Source organism: Pseudonocardia hierapolitana (genome assembly GCF_007994075.1).
Classification (GTDB): domain Bacteria; phylum Actinomycetota; class Actinomycetes; order Mycobacteriales; family Pseudonocardiaceae; genus Pseudonocardia; species Pseudonocardia hierapolitana.
Genome location: NZ_VIWU01000001.1, coordinates 997,653 through 1,014,127, shown reverse-complemented (window position 1 = coordinate 1,014,127; position 16,475 = coordinate 997,653). Strand labels below are relative to the sequence as shown.

The 16,475-nt window shown below is 72.5% G+C and carries 14 protein-coding genes and 1 pseudogene; 7 read left to right on the top strand and 8 right to left on the bottom strand.

Features of this window, described 5'->3' with window-relative positions:
• Positions 1-16 precede the first annotated feature (16 nt).
• The 4 genes from FHX44_RS04920 (at position 17) to FHX44_RS04905 (ending at position 3,935) form a co-directional block, all read left to right on the top strand.
• Positions 17-715, top strand: coding sequence for a TetR/AcrR family transcriptional regulator (locus tag FHX44_RS04920; protein ID WP_147254369.1), 699 nt, complete (start codon positions 17-19; stop codon positions 713-715).
• Positions 716-737: 22 nt separating this feature from the next.
• Positions 738-2,351 carry a tripartite tricarboxylate transporter permease gene (locus tag FHX44_RS04915; protein WP_212612333.1) on the top strand — a complete coding sequence of 538 codons (1,614 nt, stop codon included), beginning with the start codon at positions 738-740 and terminating at the stop codon, positions 2,349-2,351.
• Positions 2,348-2,869, top strand: a complete 522-nt coding sequence (locus FHX44_RS04910; protein ID WP_147254368.1) for a tripartite tricarboxylate transporter TctB family protein — start codon at positions 2,348-2,350, stop codon at positions 2,867-2,869. The genes FHX44_RS04915 and FHX44_RS04910 overlap by 4 nt, the downstream gene beginning before the upstream one ends.
• Before the next feature lie 82 nt (positions 2,870-2,951).
• On the top strand, positions 2,952-3,935 hold the full coding sequence (locus FHX44_RS04905; RefSeq protein WP_170308777.1) for a Bug family tripartite tricarboxylate transporter substrate binding protein: 984 nt from the start codon (positions 2,952-2,954) through the stop codon (positions 3,933-3,935).
• 343 nt (positions 3,936-4,278) lie between these two features.
• On the opposite strand, the gene FHX44_RS04895 is transcribed toward FHX44_RS04905, so the two are convergent.
• Both FHX44_RS04895 and FHX44_RS04890 read right to left on the bottom strand, forming a co-directional pair.
• Positions 4,279-5,475 (bottom strand): FAD-dependent oxidoreductase, encoded by a 1,197-nt coding sequence (locus FHX44_RS04895; protein WP_147254366.1) that lies wholly within the window; start codon positions 5,473-5,475, stop codon positions 4,279-4,281.
• A 233-nt stretch (positions 5,476-5,708) separates the two neighbouring features.
• Positions 5,709-6,137 carry a DoxX family protein gene (locus tag FHX44_RS04890; RefSeq protein WP_147254365.1) on the bottom strand — a complete coding sequence of 143 codons (429 nt, stop codon included), beginning with the start codon at positions 6,135-6,137 and terminating at the stop codon, positions 5,709-5,711.
• Positions 6,138-6,270: 133 nt separating this feature from the next.
• On the opposite strand from FHX44_RS04890, the gene FHX44_RS04885 reads away from it, so the two are divergent.
• Positions 6,271-6,846 (top strand): TetR/AcrR family transcriptional regulator, encoded by a 576-nt coding sequence (locus FHX44_RS04885; RefSeq protein ID WP_147254364.1) that lies wholly within the window; start codon positions 6,271-6,273, stop codon positions 6,844-6,846.
• A 68-nt stretch (positions 6,847-6,914) separates the two neighbouring features.
• On the opposite strand, the gene FHX44_RS04880 is transcribed toward FHX44_RS04885, so the two are convergent.
• The gene (locus FHX44_RS04880) at positions 6,915-7,394 is read right to left on the bottom strand and encodes an ATP-binding protein (RefSeq protein WP_147254363.1); all 480 of its coding nucleotides are present in this window, start codon (positions 7,392-7,394) and stop codon (positions 6,915-6,917) included.
• A 144-nt stretch (positions 7,395-7,538) separates the two neighbouring features.
• On the opposite strand from FHX44_RS04880, the gene FHX44_RS04875 reads away from it, so the two are divergent.
• Positions 7,539-9,860, top strand: coding sequence for a CaiB/BaiF CoA-transferase family protein (locus tag FHX44_RS04875; RefSeq protein ID WP_147254362.1), 2,322 nt, complete (start codon positions 7,539-7,541; stop codon positions 9,858-9,860).
• Between the two features lie 7 nt (positions 9,861-9,867).
• Positions 9,868-10,635 carry an enoyl-CoA hydratase/isomerase family protein gene (locus FHX44_RS04870; protein WP_147254361.1) on the top strand — a complete coding sequence of 256 codons (768 nt, stop codon included), beginning with the start codon at positions 9,868-9,870 and terminating at the stop codon, positions 10,633-10,635.
• 141 nt (positions 10,636-10,776) lie between these two features.
• Here the strand turns inward: FHX44_RS04870 and FHX44_RS04865 are convergent, their stop codons facing one another.
• From FHX44_RS04865 to FHX44_RS04845, 5 genes and pseudogenes are all read right to left on the bottom strand, one after another.
• On the bottom strand, positions 10,777-11,235 hold the full coding sequence (locus FHX44_RS04865) for a VOC family protein (RefSeq protein ID WP_142097444.1): 459 nt from the start codon (positions 11,233-11,235) through the stop codon (positions 10,777-10,779).
• A gap of 36 nt (positions 11,236-11,271) precedes the next feature.
• Positions 11,272-12,003, bottom strand: coding sequence for an MBL fold metallo-hydrolase (locus tag FHX44_RS04860; RefSeq protein ID WP_170308776.1), 732 nt, complete (start codon positions 12,001-12,003; stop codon positions 11,272-11,274).
• A gap of 230 nt (positions 12,004-12,233) precedes the next feature.
• The gene (locus FHX44_RS04855) at positions 12,234-15,131 is read right to left on the bottom strand and encodes a helix-turn-helix transcriptional regulator (protein ID WP_147254359.1); all 2,898 of its coding nucleotides are present in this window, start codon (positions 15,129-15,131) and stop codon (positions 12,234-12,236) included.
• 41 nt (positions 15,132-15,172) lie between these two features.
• Positions 15,173-15,508, bottom strand: coding sequence for a ferredoxin (fdxA, locus tag FHX44_RS04850; protein ID WP_147254358.1), 336 nt, complete (start codon positions 15,506-15,508; stop codon positions 15,173-15,175).
• A 4-nt stretch (positions 15,509-15,512) separates the two neighbouring features.
• A pseudogene (locus FHX44_RS04845) lies at positions 15,513-16,471 on the bottom strand (NAD(P)/FAD-dependent oxidoreductase).
• Positions 16,472-16,475: the final 4 nt, after the last annotated feature.

Here is a 16,475-nt window from a genome sequence, read left to right as displayed (position 1 = left end):
TGTTATCGTTGGAATCATGGACGCGAGGACGACCCGCGAGCGCATCGTCGAGGCGGCCGCCGAGCTGCTGACCACGGGCGGGCGCGAGGCGGTGTCCACGCGAGCGGTGAGTGCCGCGGCGGGCGTGCAGGCGCCGACGATCTACCGCCTCTTCGGCGACAAGCAAGGTCTGCTCGACGCCGTCGCCAGCCATGGGATCGCGGAGTACCTGCACAGCAAGACCGCTCGTGAGCGGGACCCGGACCCGGTGGCGGACCTGCGGCGCGGGTGGGACCTGCACGTGGGCTTCGGGCTGGAGCATCCCGCGCTCTACGCGCTCGTCTTCGGAGAGGTGCGCCCGGGCGTCGAGTCGCCCGGCGAGCGCCAGTCGGCCGCCGTGCTCGCGGGCATGATCCGACGCGTCGCCGAGGCGGGGCGGCTGCGCGTGGGCGAGGAGCGCGCGGCGCACCTGCTGCACTCCACGGGGCGCGGAATCACGCTCACGCTGATCGGGACGCCTCCCGAGCGGCGCGATCCCGCTCTGTCCGAGTTCGCCAGGGAGTCGGTGATCGCCGCCATCACCACCGACGGGGCGGCGGGCCCGTCCGCGGGAGCTGGGGCCGTCCCCGCGGCCGTGACCCTGCGGGCTCAGCTGGCGGATCTGGCGGCGCTCACCGAGGCCGAGCGCGGGCTCCTGCGGGAGTGGCTGGAGCGGGTCGCGACCAACGGGTCCTGACCGCGGGCCGTCCGCCGAGCTCTTGACTCCCGCGCGGGGCCCGTGGTTCGCTGAGCAGACTGAAAACTATTCGCTTAGCGAAAACTCGCGACAGCGTCGTCGACTCCACGAGGTGGCCATGCTCGATGCGATCGTCGCCGGCCTCGCCGGGATCCTGGATCTGCGGACGTTCGCAGTGATGCTGCTGGGGATCGCGATCGGGTTCGTCGTCGGGATCCTCCCCGGACTCGGCGGCCCCGTCGCCCTCGCGCTGATGCTGCCGTTCACGTTCGGGATGAGCCCGGTCGAAGGCTTCGCGTTCCTGCTCGGCATGTGGGTGGTGACCTCGACGGCGGGCGACATCACCTCGGTCCTGTTCGGCGTGCCCGGGGAGGCGACCTCCGCCGCGGCGGTGCTCGACGGCTACCCGCTCACCCGGAAGGGACAGGGCGGCCGCGCGCTGGGTGCCGTGCTGACCAGCTCGGCGATGGGCGCGATCGTCGGTGCCCTCGTCCTGGCGTTGACGATCAGCATCATCCGGCCCGTCGTGCTGTCGTTCGGGCCACCGGAGTTCTTCATGCTGACCGTCGTCGGCCTGACGTTCGTGATCACCCTGTCGAGCGGTGCGATGCTCAAGGGCTTCGTCATGGTGTCACTCGGGCTGCTGGTCGCCACGATCGGCATCGACCCCCAGCTCGGCATCCCCCGCTACACCGGCGATCAGCTCTACCTGTGGGACGGCATCAACATCGTGCCGCTCGTCGTCGGGTTGTTCGGCGGTGCCGAGGTCCTGCAGATCATGCTGAGCAAGAAGAGCATCGCCACGTCGGCCTCCGGTCCGACCCACCTCACCGGCACACTGGCCGGCGTCCGCGACGCCTTCCGGCACTGGCGCGTGGTCGCCCGCTCGGCCGCGATCGGGGTGGGAGTGGGCAGCCTGCCCGGCGTCGGCGGCACCGTGACCCAGTGGATCGCCTACGGGCAGGCCCGGCAGGCGTCGAAGAATCCCGAGATGTTCGGCAAGGGCGCGATCGACGGGGTCGTCGCAGCCGGCGCCACGAACAACGCCCGGGATGCCGGATCCCTCATCCCGACGATCGCGTTCGGCATCCCCAGCGGCGCGTCGTCCGCGGTGCTGCTGGGCGGGTTCATGATCCTCGGGCTCAACCCGGGCCAGGAGATGCTCGACGAGAACCTCCACGTGACGTTCTCGATGGTGTGGATCATGATCGTGTCCAACCTCATCGCGGTCTCGCTCGCGGTCACGCTCGCGCGCCCACTGACGTTGCTCACCCGCGTTCCCGGCCCGCTGCTGGTCCCCGGTCTCCTGTTGCTGCTGCTCGTCGGCGCGTACACGGCGACCAACAGCTACGGGGACATCCTCGTGATGCTGTGCGCCGCCGCGGTCGGCGTCGCCTGCATCCGGTGGGGATGGCCGCGCGTGCCGTTCCTGCTCGCCGTCGTGCTCGGCGGGCTGGCGGAGGAGTACCTGAACCTGTCGACGACCCTGTTCGGCACCTCGTGGGTGACTCGTCCGGGCGTGCTCGTGCTGGCCCTGATCGGGGCGGCCTCGATCGCCTTCGGCGTCCGGGCCGGACGCAGGCGCGCGCACCGCGCGTCGCCCGCCGGGCCTCGTGAGATGGAGCGCAACGCGTGACCACCACCGACGTGACCCCCACCCGGGCCCGCCGGACGAGCGGACCCGACGGCGCCATCGCCGCGGCCGCTCTCGTCCTGTTCGCAGTCGCCTTCGCTGTCACCTTCTCCTGGCCGGAGGCAGCTGCGCGGTTCCCCCGCATGGCCTCCGGGGTGGGCGTGCTGTTCGCGCTCGCCGTCCTCGTCACGGTGCTCTGGCGTCGCCGCGCCGCCCCGGGACCCCAGGCAGGTGCCGAGCCCGGCGACGACCCGGACGACGGTGAGTACGTCTTCGCAACAGCCGGGAGGGGCGCGTGGCTGCGTGCCCTGGGCTGGGTGGCGGGCTACCTGCTGCTGCTCGTCGCCTACGGCCTGTTCACCGCCAGCGGCGTCTTCGCCCTCGCGTACCTGCGGTTCTGCGGTCGGCGCAGCTGGCTGTTCTCGGCCGTGTACGCGGCCGTGCTCGTGCTGGTGCTGCTCGCCTCGTTCCGCTGGTTCGTCCACGTGCCCGTGCCGCAGGGCTTCATCCGCTTCGCCTGACCAGTCGAGAAGGGGTTCGATCATGGCCCGGACAACGGCGTCCCACCGATCGCTTGCCGCAGCCGTCGCCTCGCTCGCGTGCGTGACGGGGTGCACCATCGGCAGTCCCGCGGCCACGGGAGGTGGCGGCGGCTGCGCAGCGCTCGAGGGCGAGACGATCACCCTGGTCGTCCCGTTCAGTCCGGGCGGCGGCTTCGACACGGCCGCCCGGATCGTCGCCGACCCGCTGGGCGAGCAGCTCAACGCACAGGTGATCGTGGAGAACCGGCCCGGTGCGGGCGGGCTGCTGGCGATCAACCGGCTGGTCAACGGGCCGGCCGACGGGACCCAGATCGCGATCATGAACGGCACCGGGGCCTCGGCGTCGGTGCTCGGAGAGGCCGAGGGCGCCGACTTCGCGCTCACCGACCTGGCCTACATCGGCCGCGTCGCCACCGAGAACACCGTCCTCGTCCGGGCGCCCGAGGGCGTGCACCGCACCTGGGAGGAGGTCCGCGCCGCCGGTGACTTCCGCTTCGGCTCCACCGGCCCCGGCGGCGCCGACTACGCGACCGCGACGATCCTCATCGAGGTGTTCGAACTGGACGCCCGCATCGTCACCGGGTTCCCCGGCCAGAGCGAGGCGCAGCTGGCGCTCCTGCAGGGCGACATCCACGGTCTCACCGGTCCCGTCGACGACCGCCGCGCAGCGATCGAGGCCGGTGAGCTCGTCCCGGTGCTGTCGGTGACGCGGGAGCGCACGGAGATCGCGCCCGATGCGCCCGCCGTGGGGGAGATGGCGCTCGGCCCGGACCAGGCGGTGCTGCTCGAGTCGCTCCTGACGCTCAACGAGCTCGGCCGCCCGCTGGTCGCCCCGGCGGGCATCGCCCCCGACACGCTCACCTGCCTGCGGGAGGCGTTCACGCGGGCCGCGACCGACCCCGAGGTGGTGGCCAGGGCGGAACAGCAGCGACGCACCATCGGCTACGCGTCGGGGGCCGACCTCGAGGCCGTGGTCGCCCGGATCGGCGGCGTGCCCGCTCAGTTCCGGCAGCTGCTGCGCGACGCCTACCGGACGGCCTCCTGACCTGCCCGCTCAGATCGCGGGCGAGGCGTGCGTGTGGAAGGTCCCGATCGTCTGCAGGCCCCAGGCCTGGCCCTTCGCCCGCTCCTGCCGCGTCCACGTGACCGGCTCCCGGTCGGAGCCAGCACGAGACGGGCCGCACCGGCCCGAGCGCCCACTCGTCGGTCACCCGGCGGTTCAGCGCGGCGCACTCGCCGCGCTCGCCGTGTCCGAGGTACACGATCGTCACCGGCCGGTCCTCGGCGACGGCGCGCACGGTCGCGCCGGCGGCGCGCCGGACGACGTCGCCGGGGTGGACGCGGATGACCAGCATCGGGCCGGGTCGGTCGAGTCCGTCTCTCCCGGGTCAGTCGGCCGTGGTCTGCAGAGCCGAGCGGGCGTCCAGCGCCGCGCGCTCGACGTCGTAGTCGTAGAGCGAGAGGCGGAAGGTGCGCACGCTGTCGAGCTCGGCGTCCCGGACGCTGAGGTCCTCGTACCGCGAGTCGTAGCGCAGGCCGTTCGCGCGCGCCCCGGCCTGCACGGCCGTGGTGCGGGGGTGGCGCAGCGCTTCGTACTCCCGCAGCCGGGCGGGTGCCGTCTCCGGTGTGGCGTCGGCCAGGACGATGGACAGGGCGATCGCGTCCTCGATGGACTGGTTGGCGCCCTGGCCGAGGTGGGGCAGCATCGGGTGCGCGGCGTCGCCGAGCAGCGTGACCCTGCCGTCGGTCCAGCGGCGCAGCGGTTCCCGGTCGTACAGGCCCCACCAGAAGGTGCTCCGCACCGCCGCCAGCAACTCCTGGATGCGCGGGTCCCAGCCGGAGAAGGCCGCCGCGAGCACGGCGGGATCGCCCGGCGCCGACCACGACTCCGCGGCACGAACGTCGCTCGGGACGAACCCCACGTAGTTGATGAGGGTGCCGGCGCGCACCGGGAAGACGAGCAGGTGTTTGCCCGCGCCCATCCAGAGCTCGAACCGATCGGTCGGCCACGACGGCACCTCCTCGGCGGGCAGGAGCCCCCGGTAGGCGACCGAGCCCGAGTCGACCGGGCGGGCGGGCTCGACCACGTGCCGTTGGAGCGACGAGTGGATGCCGTCGGCGGCGACGACCACGTCGGCCCGGACGAGGGCGCCGTTCTCGAACTCCAACTGGACGGCGTCCTCGGACTGCCGCAGCCCGGTGCACCGGTGGCCGGTGCGCACGACGCCGGCGGGGATGCCGCTCGCGAGCACGTCCACCAGGTCGGCCCGGTGGATCCCGTAGATGGAGTTGTGGCCGGTGGAGTCGGTGGTGAGGACGGGCGCGATCGGCGTGCCGTCCATCCGGTAGTACATCGACCGCTGCCGGTCCAGCTCCACGCCGAGGCGACGCACCTCCTCGCCGAGTCCGAAGCGGTCGAGGAGGCGCAGGCTGTTCGGCGTCACCTGGACCCCGGCCCCGACCTCTCCGAGCGCAGGCGCCTGTTCGTACACGGTGACGTCGATCCCGTGCCGGTGCAGGGCGAGCCCCGTCGCCAGACCGCCGATCCCGCCACCCACAACGGCCACCTGGAGTCCTGCACTCATGGACGTCCTTTCGTTATACGAAAAAGATTCGCTAACGAACAGTACGACTGGCTCGATGCCCTGTCAATCGGTCGACACGAGCCGCATGGCTGCCGATCCGACCTCGGCATTCGCCCCGATGCGCGTCCACGCGATGACCGAAGAGCTGCTGTCCCGCGGCCGGCGCGTGCGGAGGATCGGCGCCATCCCGCCGGCTCGGGGTGTTCGGTGCAGAGGCGGCCGACAGTCGGGCCTCAGGATCGTGGCGCGATGGGCACCCTGGCGTGCCGCCCCCAGGCGACGACGAGTGCGACCGCAGCGAGGGCGATGTTGAGTGGCGTGTCCGCGGCCTCGCCACGAGCGAGGTGGAAGACCGTCGCAGACACCATCAGGACGACGACGCCCAGCGCGGCCAGGACCGTCAGCCGCGGCGCGATCCGGGTCAGGGACGGCAGGAGGACGCCGAGCCCGCCGAGGACGTCGAACACCGCGCTGGCGTAGAGCAGGCCGGGGCCCGTCTCTCCGGCCCACGGGAAGGTTGCCGCGACGATCTCGAACGGGGTGGCGATCTTCCACGCCCCGCCACCGGCGAGCGTGACGGCGAGGACCACCTGCGCAGCCCACAGCGAGACGTTCAGGCGGGTGGACGCTCCTGCCGATCGGGGCGTCGAGACGTCGCTCATGTGTCTTCTCGTTCCTGTGTGGTGAACCGCCGACGGCCTGTCGACCAGGTCGACCTTACTATACGAGCAGTTCATTACTGAACATTGCGTCCAGAAGAACGTCGACCGTCCGGGACGGGTAGGGTCGCGCGCTGTGTCGCAGGATGTGACCGGAACCGACCCACGCGTCGTCCGCACCCGTCGGGACGTGGTCGACGCGGCCACCGCGATACTCCGTGATCAGGGCTGGTCGGCGGTCACCCACGGCGAGGTCGCCAAGCGAGCGGGCTATTCGAAGGCGACCGTGTACACGCACTGGCCCACCCGGCTGGACCTCGTCGGGGCGGCTGTCACGCAGATCTGCGACTCGGCCGGTCACCCGCACCCGACCGGCGATCTGCGTGGTGACCTCGTCCGAGGCTTGGTCGACTTCGCCGACGATCTCGCGAGCGGTCACCTGGCCCGAGTCCTCGGCGGCGCCATCGAGCGAGCGGGCGACGACCCGGTCGTGGACCGACTGCGCGAGCAGCTCTACGTCGCGGGGACCCGGTCGCTCGACGCCGTCCTCCGCGACCATCTCGCGCCCGTCGACGTGGAACCGTCGCTGCTGCTCCTGGTGGGAGGCGTGCTCGCACGCGCATCCTTCCAGGCTGGTCCGATCGGCGAGGCGTTCGTCGAGGATCTCGTCGACCGAGTCCTGGCCGCCGTCACACTCCTGAACGCGGACTGACCACCCTCCAAGGCCCTGGCACCCCGTCACCCCCGTGGCGTCCGCGCCTCCAGCCTCGGGCTCCGATGTCAGAGGTCCTGGCGGGCGGGGGAAGCCTGGGTCGAGTCCGCGGTCGTAGAAAGGCCCTCGCCACCGTCTGGGGCATCGAGCAGGGGCACGGGTCTGCTGGTCATGGTCACGACCGTCCCGGCGGCGTCGTGTCGGATGCGGACCTCCGCCATGCACTCGCGCACGGTCGTCAGGCCGTAGCCATGCCCGCTCGCCCGCGTTCGCCACCGGCCCTCGTCGCGCACGGTCACGATGATTCGGCGGGCGGTCTCGTCGACGACCAGGCGGCCGGTGACGTCGACGTCTCCGGGTTCCCCGGTCGGGTAGGCGTGCTGGACGGAGTTCGTGCATGCCTCGCTGACCGCCAGTACCGCGTCGACGCGCTCGGACTCCGGCCATCGCAGTCCGCGGAGCCAGGCGTTGAGCCCGGCCCGAAAGAAGATCAACTGCACGGGGTCGGCCGCGAACCGGATCCGGTAGTAGCCCGTGGTCGCCGTCATCGGCACAGCATGAGCATCCGTGGCGCACGACGCGACCGCTACCGGTGCCGGTGCCGGTATCCGTTGATCTCAGGGAACAGTTCGCGGTCTGCTCAGCGGACCGAAGACTTCGGGCGCCGCCGATCCGGGACCTAGCGTCGGAACATGCCCGAACACACCACGCCGCCACCGCGGGTTCTCGACCTCACCGACGGACTCGCCTTCCAGGGGGCGCGCCTGCTGGTCGGCATGGGCGCCGATGTCGTGCGGGTCGACCCGGGTGAGGACCTCGACGCCGCGGCCCGCATCCACTGGCACGCAGGCAAGCGCTGGGTGCGGCTGACGGGCGAGCGCGTGCTCGACGAGCTCGCGGCAGGGGCCGACGTCGTGCTGGAGAGCGGCCCGGTGGCCGCGCTGCGGGGCGTGCGCGCGGACGGCACGTCGCGCTGGCCCCACGCGGTGCACGTCGTCGTCACCCCGTTCGGGCTGACCGGACCGCACCGCGACCGGCTGGCCGACGACCTCGTCCTCGCCTCCGCCGGCGGGATGACGTGGCTCGGCGGGCGCGCCGACGGCCCGCCGAAGCCGCCGCCGCGCGAGCAGGCCGTCCAGGTCGCCGGCGCGCATGCGGCCATCGCCGCGCTGCTCGGCGTGCTCGCCCGCGACCGGACCGGAGCGGGCCAACTCATCGACATCTCGGGCCAGGAGGCCGTGGCCGCCACGCTCGAGACGGGCGCGATCGCCTGGATCCACGCCGGCCGGTTCCCGGTCCGCAACGGCGGGGTCTTCGAGCACGTCGCGCACCGGATCTTCGCCGCGTCGGACGGGTTCGTGGCCGGCGGCTACTCCGGCAGCAACCGGATGTGGACCGACCTCCTGGCCTGGATGGTCGAGGAGGGCGAGGCCGCCGACCTGGTCGACGGGAAGTGGAGCGATCCGGTCGTGCGCTGGCAGGGCCGCCCGTACGTCGACGAGGTCGTCGCCCGGTTCGTCGGCAAGCGCGGCGCGCGGGCCGTCGCCGAGGAGGGCCGGGCGCGCGCCTTGCCGTGGGCCGAGGTCGTTCCACCGGCGCAGCTCACGGAGAACCCGCAGCTGCGCGACCGGGAGTTCTTCGTCTCGGTGGTGGGTGACGATCTGCCCGGTGTCGTCGAGGACGCCGGGTTCCCGTGGGAGGCGCCACGCGTGCCGCGTCCGGTGCGCTTGCACGCGCTGCACGAGACGCCCGCCCGTCGGGCCTGGACGCACACCGAGCCGCGTGGGCGACGACCGCGGCCCTCCGGTGCCCGCGCCCTCGACGGCGTCCGCGTGCTGGACCTGACCTGGGTGCTGGCCGGCCCGTACGTGACCAAGCAGCTGGCGGAGCACGGTGCGGAGATCGTCAAGATCGAGTCGAGGCACCGGCAGGACCCGACGCGGTTCTCGCCGTCGATGCGGCTGCGGGAGGGCGCGGGCCCGGACGACAGCGCGTACTTCCTCAACTTCAACCGCGGCAAGCGGAGCGTCGCGCTGAACCTGCGGACGGCCGAGGGCGTGCGGCTGCTGCGCGAGCTCGTGCCGCACTGCGACGTGGTGGTCGAGAACTTCAGCCCGGGCGTGCTGGCGAAGTGGGGGATGGACTACGCGTCCCTGCGGGAGCTCAATCCGGACGTCGTCCTCGTGTCGATGGCGGGCGTCGGGCAGACCGGGCCGTGGCGGCATGCCGTGACCTTCGCGGACACGCTCGCGGCGATGTCCGGGCTGTCCAGCGAGACGCGCGACCCGGGCGGGCCGCCGCAGGGCCTCACGTTCGGGCTCGGCGACATGGTCGCGGGGAACGCCGCCGTCCTCGCGACACTGACCCTGCTCGCCGACCAGCGCGGCGGGCACGTCGACCTCTCGCAGCTGGAGGCCATGGCGGCATCGATCGGGCCTGCCGTCGCCGAGGCGGCCTTCCCGCCCGCGGGGGAGGACCACCGCACGCCGGAGCAGCCGAACCGCTCGGTGCGGGCGGTGCCGCACGGGGTCTACCCGGCCGCGGGCGAGGACCGGTGGGTCGCGGTCGCCGTCCTGGACGACGCCCAGTGGCGCGCGCTCGTCGGCGTCACCGGCGGACTCGGTGTCCCCGCCGCCGCGGACCTGGCCGCCCGCCGCGCGGCCGAGGACGCGATCGACGCCGCGCTCGCCGGGTGGACGGCGCAGCGCGACCCCGTCGAGGCGGCCGCTGCCCTGCAAGCCGCAGGCGTGCCGGCCGCGCTGGTCGCCACCGGCCAGGACCTGGTGGACCGGGACGAGCACCTCGCGGCCCGCGGCTTCTACCCGGTGCTCGAGCACCCGATCGCCGGCCCGGTGCGGCACGAGGGGATCGTCGCGCGGCTGGGCGCGACGCCCGGTGCGCTCACCTCTCCCGCGCCGCTGCTCGGCCAGGACACCACAGCCGTGCTGACCGACCTGTTGGGGCTCGACGAGACCGAGCTGGCCGCGCTCGCCGCCGCCGGCGTGACCGAGTGAGGAAGCGATGACCGTACTTCGGGTTGCCCGTGACGGGAGCGTGGCCACGGTCCGGATCGACCGGCCGCCGGCCAACGCCGTGGATCCCGCGATGATCGAGGAGTTCCTCGTCGTGCTGCCACCGCTGGCCGCCGACCCGGAGGTGCGCTGCATCGTGATCACCGGGACCGGCCGGTTCTTCGTGGCCGGCGCGGACATCGCCGTCATGCGCGACCTGTCCGAGGAGAACCAGGCCGCGATGCGCCGGTGGATCGAGGTGCAGCGGGCGATCGAGCTCGCGCCCAAGCCGGTGATCGCCGGGATGAACGGGCACGCGCTGGGCGGGGGCGCAGAACTGTCGCTGGCCTGCGACCTGCGGATCCTGTCGAACGCCGCGAGCTTCGGCTTCCCGGAGATCGCCCTGGGCCTCTTCCCCGGTGCGGGCGGCAGCCAGCGTCTTCCCCGGCTCGTCGGGCCTCACCTGGCGAAGCGCCTGATGATCGAGGGGGAGCGGCTCGCACCCCAGCAGGCCCTCGACCTCGGCCTCGTCGACCGGGTGGTCGACGCCGCCGAGTTCGACTCCGTGCTCGCCGCCGAGGCGCACCGCCTCGCCGCCAAGCCGACGGGCGCGATCGGCGTGCTCAAGCGGGTCGTCGACGAGGGTTGGGGGCTCCCGATCGAGGACGCGCTGCTCCGCGAGGAGAAGGGCGTGCAGGCGCTCACCCGCACCGCCGATGCGGCGGAGGGCCTGCAGGCTTTCCTCGACAGACGCGAGGCCCGTTTCATCGGTCGCTGAGGAGCCCGCGCGTCGCCGGCGGCTAGAACGGTGGTGGTTCGTCATCCGGTGGCGACTCCGGTCTCGCCGGTGGTGGCGGGGCGGGGTGGATCCTTGGCCGGTCGTTCCAGGATCCGCGGGTCATACCGGCGCAGCCGCTGGTCAACAGCCGTGGCTTGCGATGAGTTCGAGCTGCACGCCGTCCGGGTCGCAGAATGTCACCAGCGACACCGGAAATCCGTCCATGTCGTACACGCCGGAGTTGGGGACGTCCTGGCTGTGCAGATGTGCCACCCACGCATGCAGTGCGTCCACCGATGCGACCGCGAAGGACAGGTGGTCGAGCCCCGTCCGGGTCGCGTCGAACCCGTCTCCGGGATTCGCGGGATGGTGATCGAGGCCGAGGGTGAACGACGAGTCGGGCGGGCCGAGCACGATCGTGTAGCCGCCCGCGTCGCTTCCGAAGTGCCGCACCTGGAACTGGCGTCGGAAGCCGAATACTCGCTCGTACCAGACGGCGCTCGTCTCCAGGTCGGTGACCGTGATGCCGACGTGGTGAATCGCGGCGAGTGCCGGTTGCACTGCTGAATCATTGGTCGGCCTCGCTTCGGCGGTCGTCATGTCGATCCTCCTCGGGACTCGTACCGTCGGGACTTCTCATGCGGCTGGGCCGACCCCGGCGACGATCGCGTCGAACGCTGCCTGGTTGGGCGGGTCGAACGGCGCGCCGGCGGGAACCGACCCGATGACCTTCACGAACTGGTCGATCGACCGGCCCGATGCGGCCGGCAGGTGGGAGCTGAAAACGGTTGTGGGTCGGAGCCGCGCAACATCCTCGACCGCCACCTGGAAGCGCTCCTGATCGACGAGGTGGGTCCACGGCGAATCGAATGCCGCCCAGCCGGCCATTCCGCCGACGAGATCCGCCTCGGGCACGTCTGCGCAGTCCTGCGGGACGGCCGGCAAGATCGCGCCGAAGGCGTCGACCGTGAACAGCGCACCGGTTCTGTCGTCGAGCAGGCCGGTCGACATGGGATTGTCGTACAGCGGTGGCCGCAGAGCACGAAGGTGCCTGTCACCCACATCGATCCGGTCGCCGGGTCGGAGCGCGGTCACCCGGTCCAACGGCACCGGCCACCAGGTGGCCATGCGCAGGGCACCGAGACCATGCGTTGCCAGTCGTGCCGCCGGCGCCAGCGACATGACCCGCTCGAGGTTGCCCGTGTGGTCGGCGTCGTCATGCGTCAACCAGATCCATCGAATCTCGGCCGGGTCGATGATCGACCGCACCGCGTGCTCGAACTCCTCGGCGTCGATGGCGAGACCGGTGTCCACGAGGACCGGTTGGGCGGCCAAGATGAGGTACGCGTTGACGACGAGCTCACCCACGCCCGGGAGCGGCAGGGTCGTCGGCAGGACGTAGACGTCGTCGGTGGCCCGGTAGACAGGGTCCATGTCCGTTCCCTCCTCGTACGGCACTACCGGCGCCTCGCGTCGGTCGTCGTAGGCCGGTCGTCCTGGATGGCGGACGAGATCTCAAACCCCGTGGTGCTTGGCGCTGTAAGCCATGATCGGAGTGGTGCCCGCGCCCCGGCATCGGGCAGACCCCCATATTTAGGTCATCCCGTCCCCACATGGTGGCGGGCCGCGTAGGCGACCAACTCGGATCGGCCCCCGACGCCCACCTTTGCGGCCAGGTTGGCGATGTGGCGCTCGACGGTCTTCGGAGAGAGATAGAGGCGAGCCGCGATTTCTCTGGTGGAGCGGCCCTCGGCGAGGAATGCCAGCACCTCCGCCTCCCTCGGGGTCACCCCCACGGTCGCCATCGTCGCCGGCAGGTCCGGGGCCGGCCGGCGGCGCCGCGGCACTGGCGCACCGGCCTGGCGGAGCAGCGATCGGCACGCCGAGGCCACCGCGGGCGGCCCGGACGGATCGAAGAAGGCCAGCGCATCGGCCAGCCATCGCGTCGGGTCTCCCCAGCCGTCGGCGATGGCCGCCTCGGCCACCAATCGGCGGGCGTGGTGGCGGTACCAGTCGCACGGGGCGAGGTCGGCGTCAGCTCGGACGAAGGCCTCCTCGGCCTCGGCTGCCTGCCCTCGCCGGCCGAGGGTCACGGCCCGGGCATGTCCCACCCATCCTCGGATCAGCCAGTACGTCGTCAGTCCCGACGCCTCGACCTCGGCCACCGCCGCCTCCCCGTCGCCGGCATCCAGGGCGTGGACGAGGGCCCACAAGCCCCGGCACGGCGCCGTGACCGGCGTGCCCCGCAATAGCTCCATGCCGGCGTCCAGCTCGGCCAGCGCCCGGGCGCGGTCGTCGCGGATGATCCACAGCAGCGCCCGGGCCATGAGCAGGGCCACCCCTCGGACCTCGGGGTGGCCGCCCGAGACGACGACGGCTTCGTCGATGGCCGCCTCCATCTCGGCCCACTGATCCCGCAGGGCGTGAGCCACCGCCTGCAGGACGAACCCCAGTCCCTCGACGAGGGGGAGCCGCAGCCGGCGCGCCTCCGCGGCGCAGGACCGGCCGGCGTCGAGGACCCCTTCCGGTTCGGCGTGGTTGGTGAACCACGCGGCCATCTGGAGGCTGAGCGTGGCCGCGGTGGCCAGTGCGCCCACGTCGAGCGCCGCCTTGCGAGCCTGGGCGAGCCGATCGAGCGGGCCGCCGCCGAGCAGGTCGATGGTGCCCAGCTCGTGGAGGGCCCGCACGCGCCACAGGACAAGGCCGTGCTGCTCGGCCAGGGCCAAGACAGCCGCGAAGGCCCGCGCAGCTGAGGCGAGATCACGCAGGCGTTCCCGTTGGCCGAGGACCGCAAGGGCCTCGCAGGCCAGCTCGTAGCGCCGGCCGGACCCGGCCGTGGTCAACGCCCTCTCGGCGAGGGCCACGGCGTCGTCGAGGCGACCCTCGCCGAGCGCCACCTGAGCGGCCAGGACCTCGAACTCGCCGACCCCGACGCCGCCACTCGCCGCGAGCTCCCGGGCGTCGTGGAGCCGATCGAGAGCACGTGCCCAATCAGCCGACACGATGGCCGTGCGGGCCAGCCACAGGTGCACCTGGGCCCGGCGCGCCGGCGAGGCAGCCAGCGCCGCCAGCCGGGGAAGCAGGCGCCGGCCGACCTCGTCCACCCGCTCGGCGTTGCCGGCCTTGACGAGCACCTCGCAGAGCGCCTCGTCGATCTCGACGGCCAGCTGCCGGTTGTCACCGACCAGCCGCCGGGCCCGCTCCAGGTTCGCCTCGGCGCTGGCCAGCGCGCCGCGCCCGAACGCCCGCCGCCCGGACTCGAGGTGCAACCCGGCCGCCCGCGACGGCTCGTCGGCCTGTTCCGCTAGCTCGGCCGCCAGCTCGCACCACTCCCCTGGCAGGCCCGGATGAGCGGCCTCGACAGCACGGAGACCGCGCGCGGCGAGGGTTGCCCGCTCCGGCGGAAGGAGCTCCGCGAGGATGGCGTCGCGGGTCAGCGCATGCCGGAACCGGAAGCGGTGCCCGGGATCGGCGGCCTCCACGGACAGCAGCTGGGCGTCGACAGCCCGGTGGAGGTGATCGACCACCGCGGCTTCGTCCCGGCCGCTGATGGCCCCCAGCAGGCGCCAGTCGAAGCTCCGGCCGAGCAGCGCCGCCGCCACGAGGAGGCCCCGAAGGTCCGGCGATGCTCCCACACGTCGCTGCACGGTCTCGGCGAACGTGGCAGGGATGGCAAGCCCTGGTGAGCGGTCGAGGACCCAGCCGTCGGCCGTCTCGTACAACTCGTGGGCCTGGACCATCGCCGCCAACAGCTCCTCGACGAGGAACGGCAGCCCATCGGCCCGCGCCACCACCACCTCGGCAACCCCGCGGGGGACGACCGGAGCATGCAGGCAGCCCGCAGCCACCGACACGACCTCGTCGTCGGTGAGGCTCCGGAGCTCCACCACCGTCGCCGATCGCCGGGAAGCGAGGTCGTGGACGCGCGACCGAGCCCTACTGGGTTCATCGCTGCGGAGCGAGACCACGCAGAGGACCGGCTCGCCCGCGATGTTGTCGGCGAGGTACTCGACGACCTCGACGGTCTCGGCGTCCGCCCAGTGGAGATCCTCGAGCACGAGCACGCAGCCACCATCTCGGCCCAGAGCGGCGAGCAGCCTGAGCACCGCTTCGCCCAGCACCACGAGCGACTCCTCCCCGGCTGACTCGCCGGGGAGACGCCATTCCGGGACGAGTCGGCCGAGGATGGGCAGGAACGGTGCGAGCTCCCGAACCCGTGGCGGCCCGGACCTGCGAAGGTGCGAGAACAACGCCTCCGCGACGGGCCGGAACGGGAGCGGGCTGTCGCGCTCGACAGCCCGGCCGGTCAGCACGCGCGCTCCCCGGCGACCGGCCTCCTCGGCAACCTCCCGCAACAGCCGCGACTTCCCGACCCCGGCCTCGCCCGCGACCACCCGTGTCGCGCCGAGTCCGTCGGCCAGGCGATCGAGGGCGGGTCGTAGCTCCTGCCACTCCTGGTCGCGGCCGACAAGTACGGGGCACAGCAGCTCCCGCATCAGACCAGCATGCCACCAGGTGTAGAGCGCATCGCGACGGATCAGAGTGCGGTGACCAGCGGCGTGTCGACGCCCAGGTCGCCGACGGACGCCGCTCCACCCGGATCGCCGAGCGGCGCGTCCCGCCCCGGCAGCGGCGTGGCGAAGAAGTCGATCGAGTCGGCGATGAAGACCGCCTTCTCCTCGTCCTTGCGTCCGGCGCGGTCGACGAAGATCGCGTCGACCGGGCACTCCGGTTCGCAGGCTCCGCAGTCGATGCACTCGTTGGCGTTGATGTAGCTCTTGCGCTCGCCGACGTAGATGCAGTCGACGGGGCAGACGTCGAGGCAGGCGCGGTCGGTGACGTCGACGCAGTTGGCGCCGATGACGTAGGCCATGGTGCTAGCTCCTCTCCGTGGAGTGGCCGGGGAAGAGCGTCAGCTCCGGGTCCAGCTCCACTGCGGCGTTGTTGACGGCGGTCGCGACCTCGCCGAACCCGACGGACATCAGCCGGACCTTGCCCGGGTAGTCGGTGACGTCGCCCGCGGCGAAGACCCGGTCCACCGTCGTCCGCATCCGGGTGTCGACGACGATGGAGCGGCGGTTCAGCTCCAGGCCCCACTCGGCCAGCGGTCCGAGGTTGCTGACGAAGCCCAGCGCCGCCACCACGCTGTCGACCTTCAGGACGCGGTGCTCGGCCTCGCCGCGCACGCGGATGTGCGCCTCGCGAAGCAGCTCGTCACCGAGCAGGGCCTCGACCTCGGCGTCGGTGATGACGGTGGCGCCGCACTCGTGAACGGCCCGTGGGCGCGGAAGCCACCGCGGCGGTGCACGAGGGTGACCGAGCGGGCGATCGGGTGCAGGGCGAGCGCCCAGTCGACGGCACTGTCGCCGCCGCCCACCACGAGCACGTCCTGGTCGTCGTGGGCGGACGGGTCCGGCACGAAGTAGGAGAGGCCACGCCCGAGGAACCCCTCGCCCGCGGGGAGCGGGCGCGGCGTGAAGGTGCCGATTCCTGCGGTCAGGACGACCGCGCCCGCATCGACGACGGTGCCGTCCGCCAGCGACACCTGTGGGCGACCGTCCGGGGAGTGCACGAGTGCGGTGGCCTGGCTGCCCAGCAGGTACTGCGGACCGAACGCGTCGGCCTGCTCCTTCAGCGCGGCGACGACGTCCCGGCCGCGCGACCCGGGGATGCCCGCGATGTCCCGGATCTCCTTCTCCGGGTAGAGCGCGGCGATCTGCCCGCCCGCCTGTGGCAGGGCGTCGACGACCACGGTGCGCAGGCCGCGGAACCCTGCGCAGTAGGCGCCGTAGAGACCGGTGGGGCCGGCGCCGACGATCAGGATGTCCGTGTTCATGCTC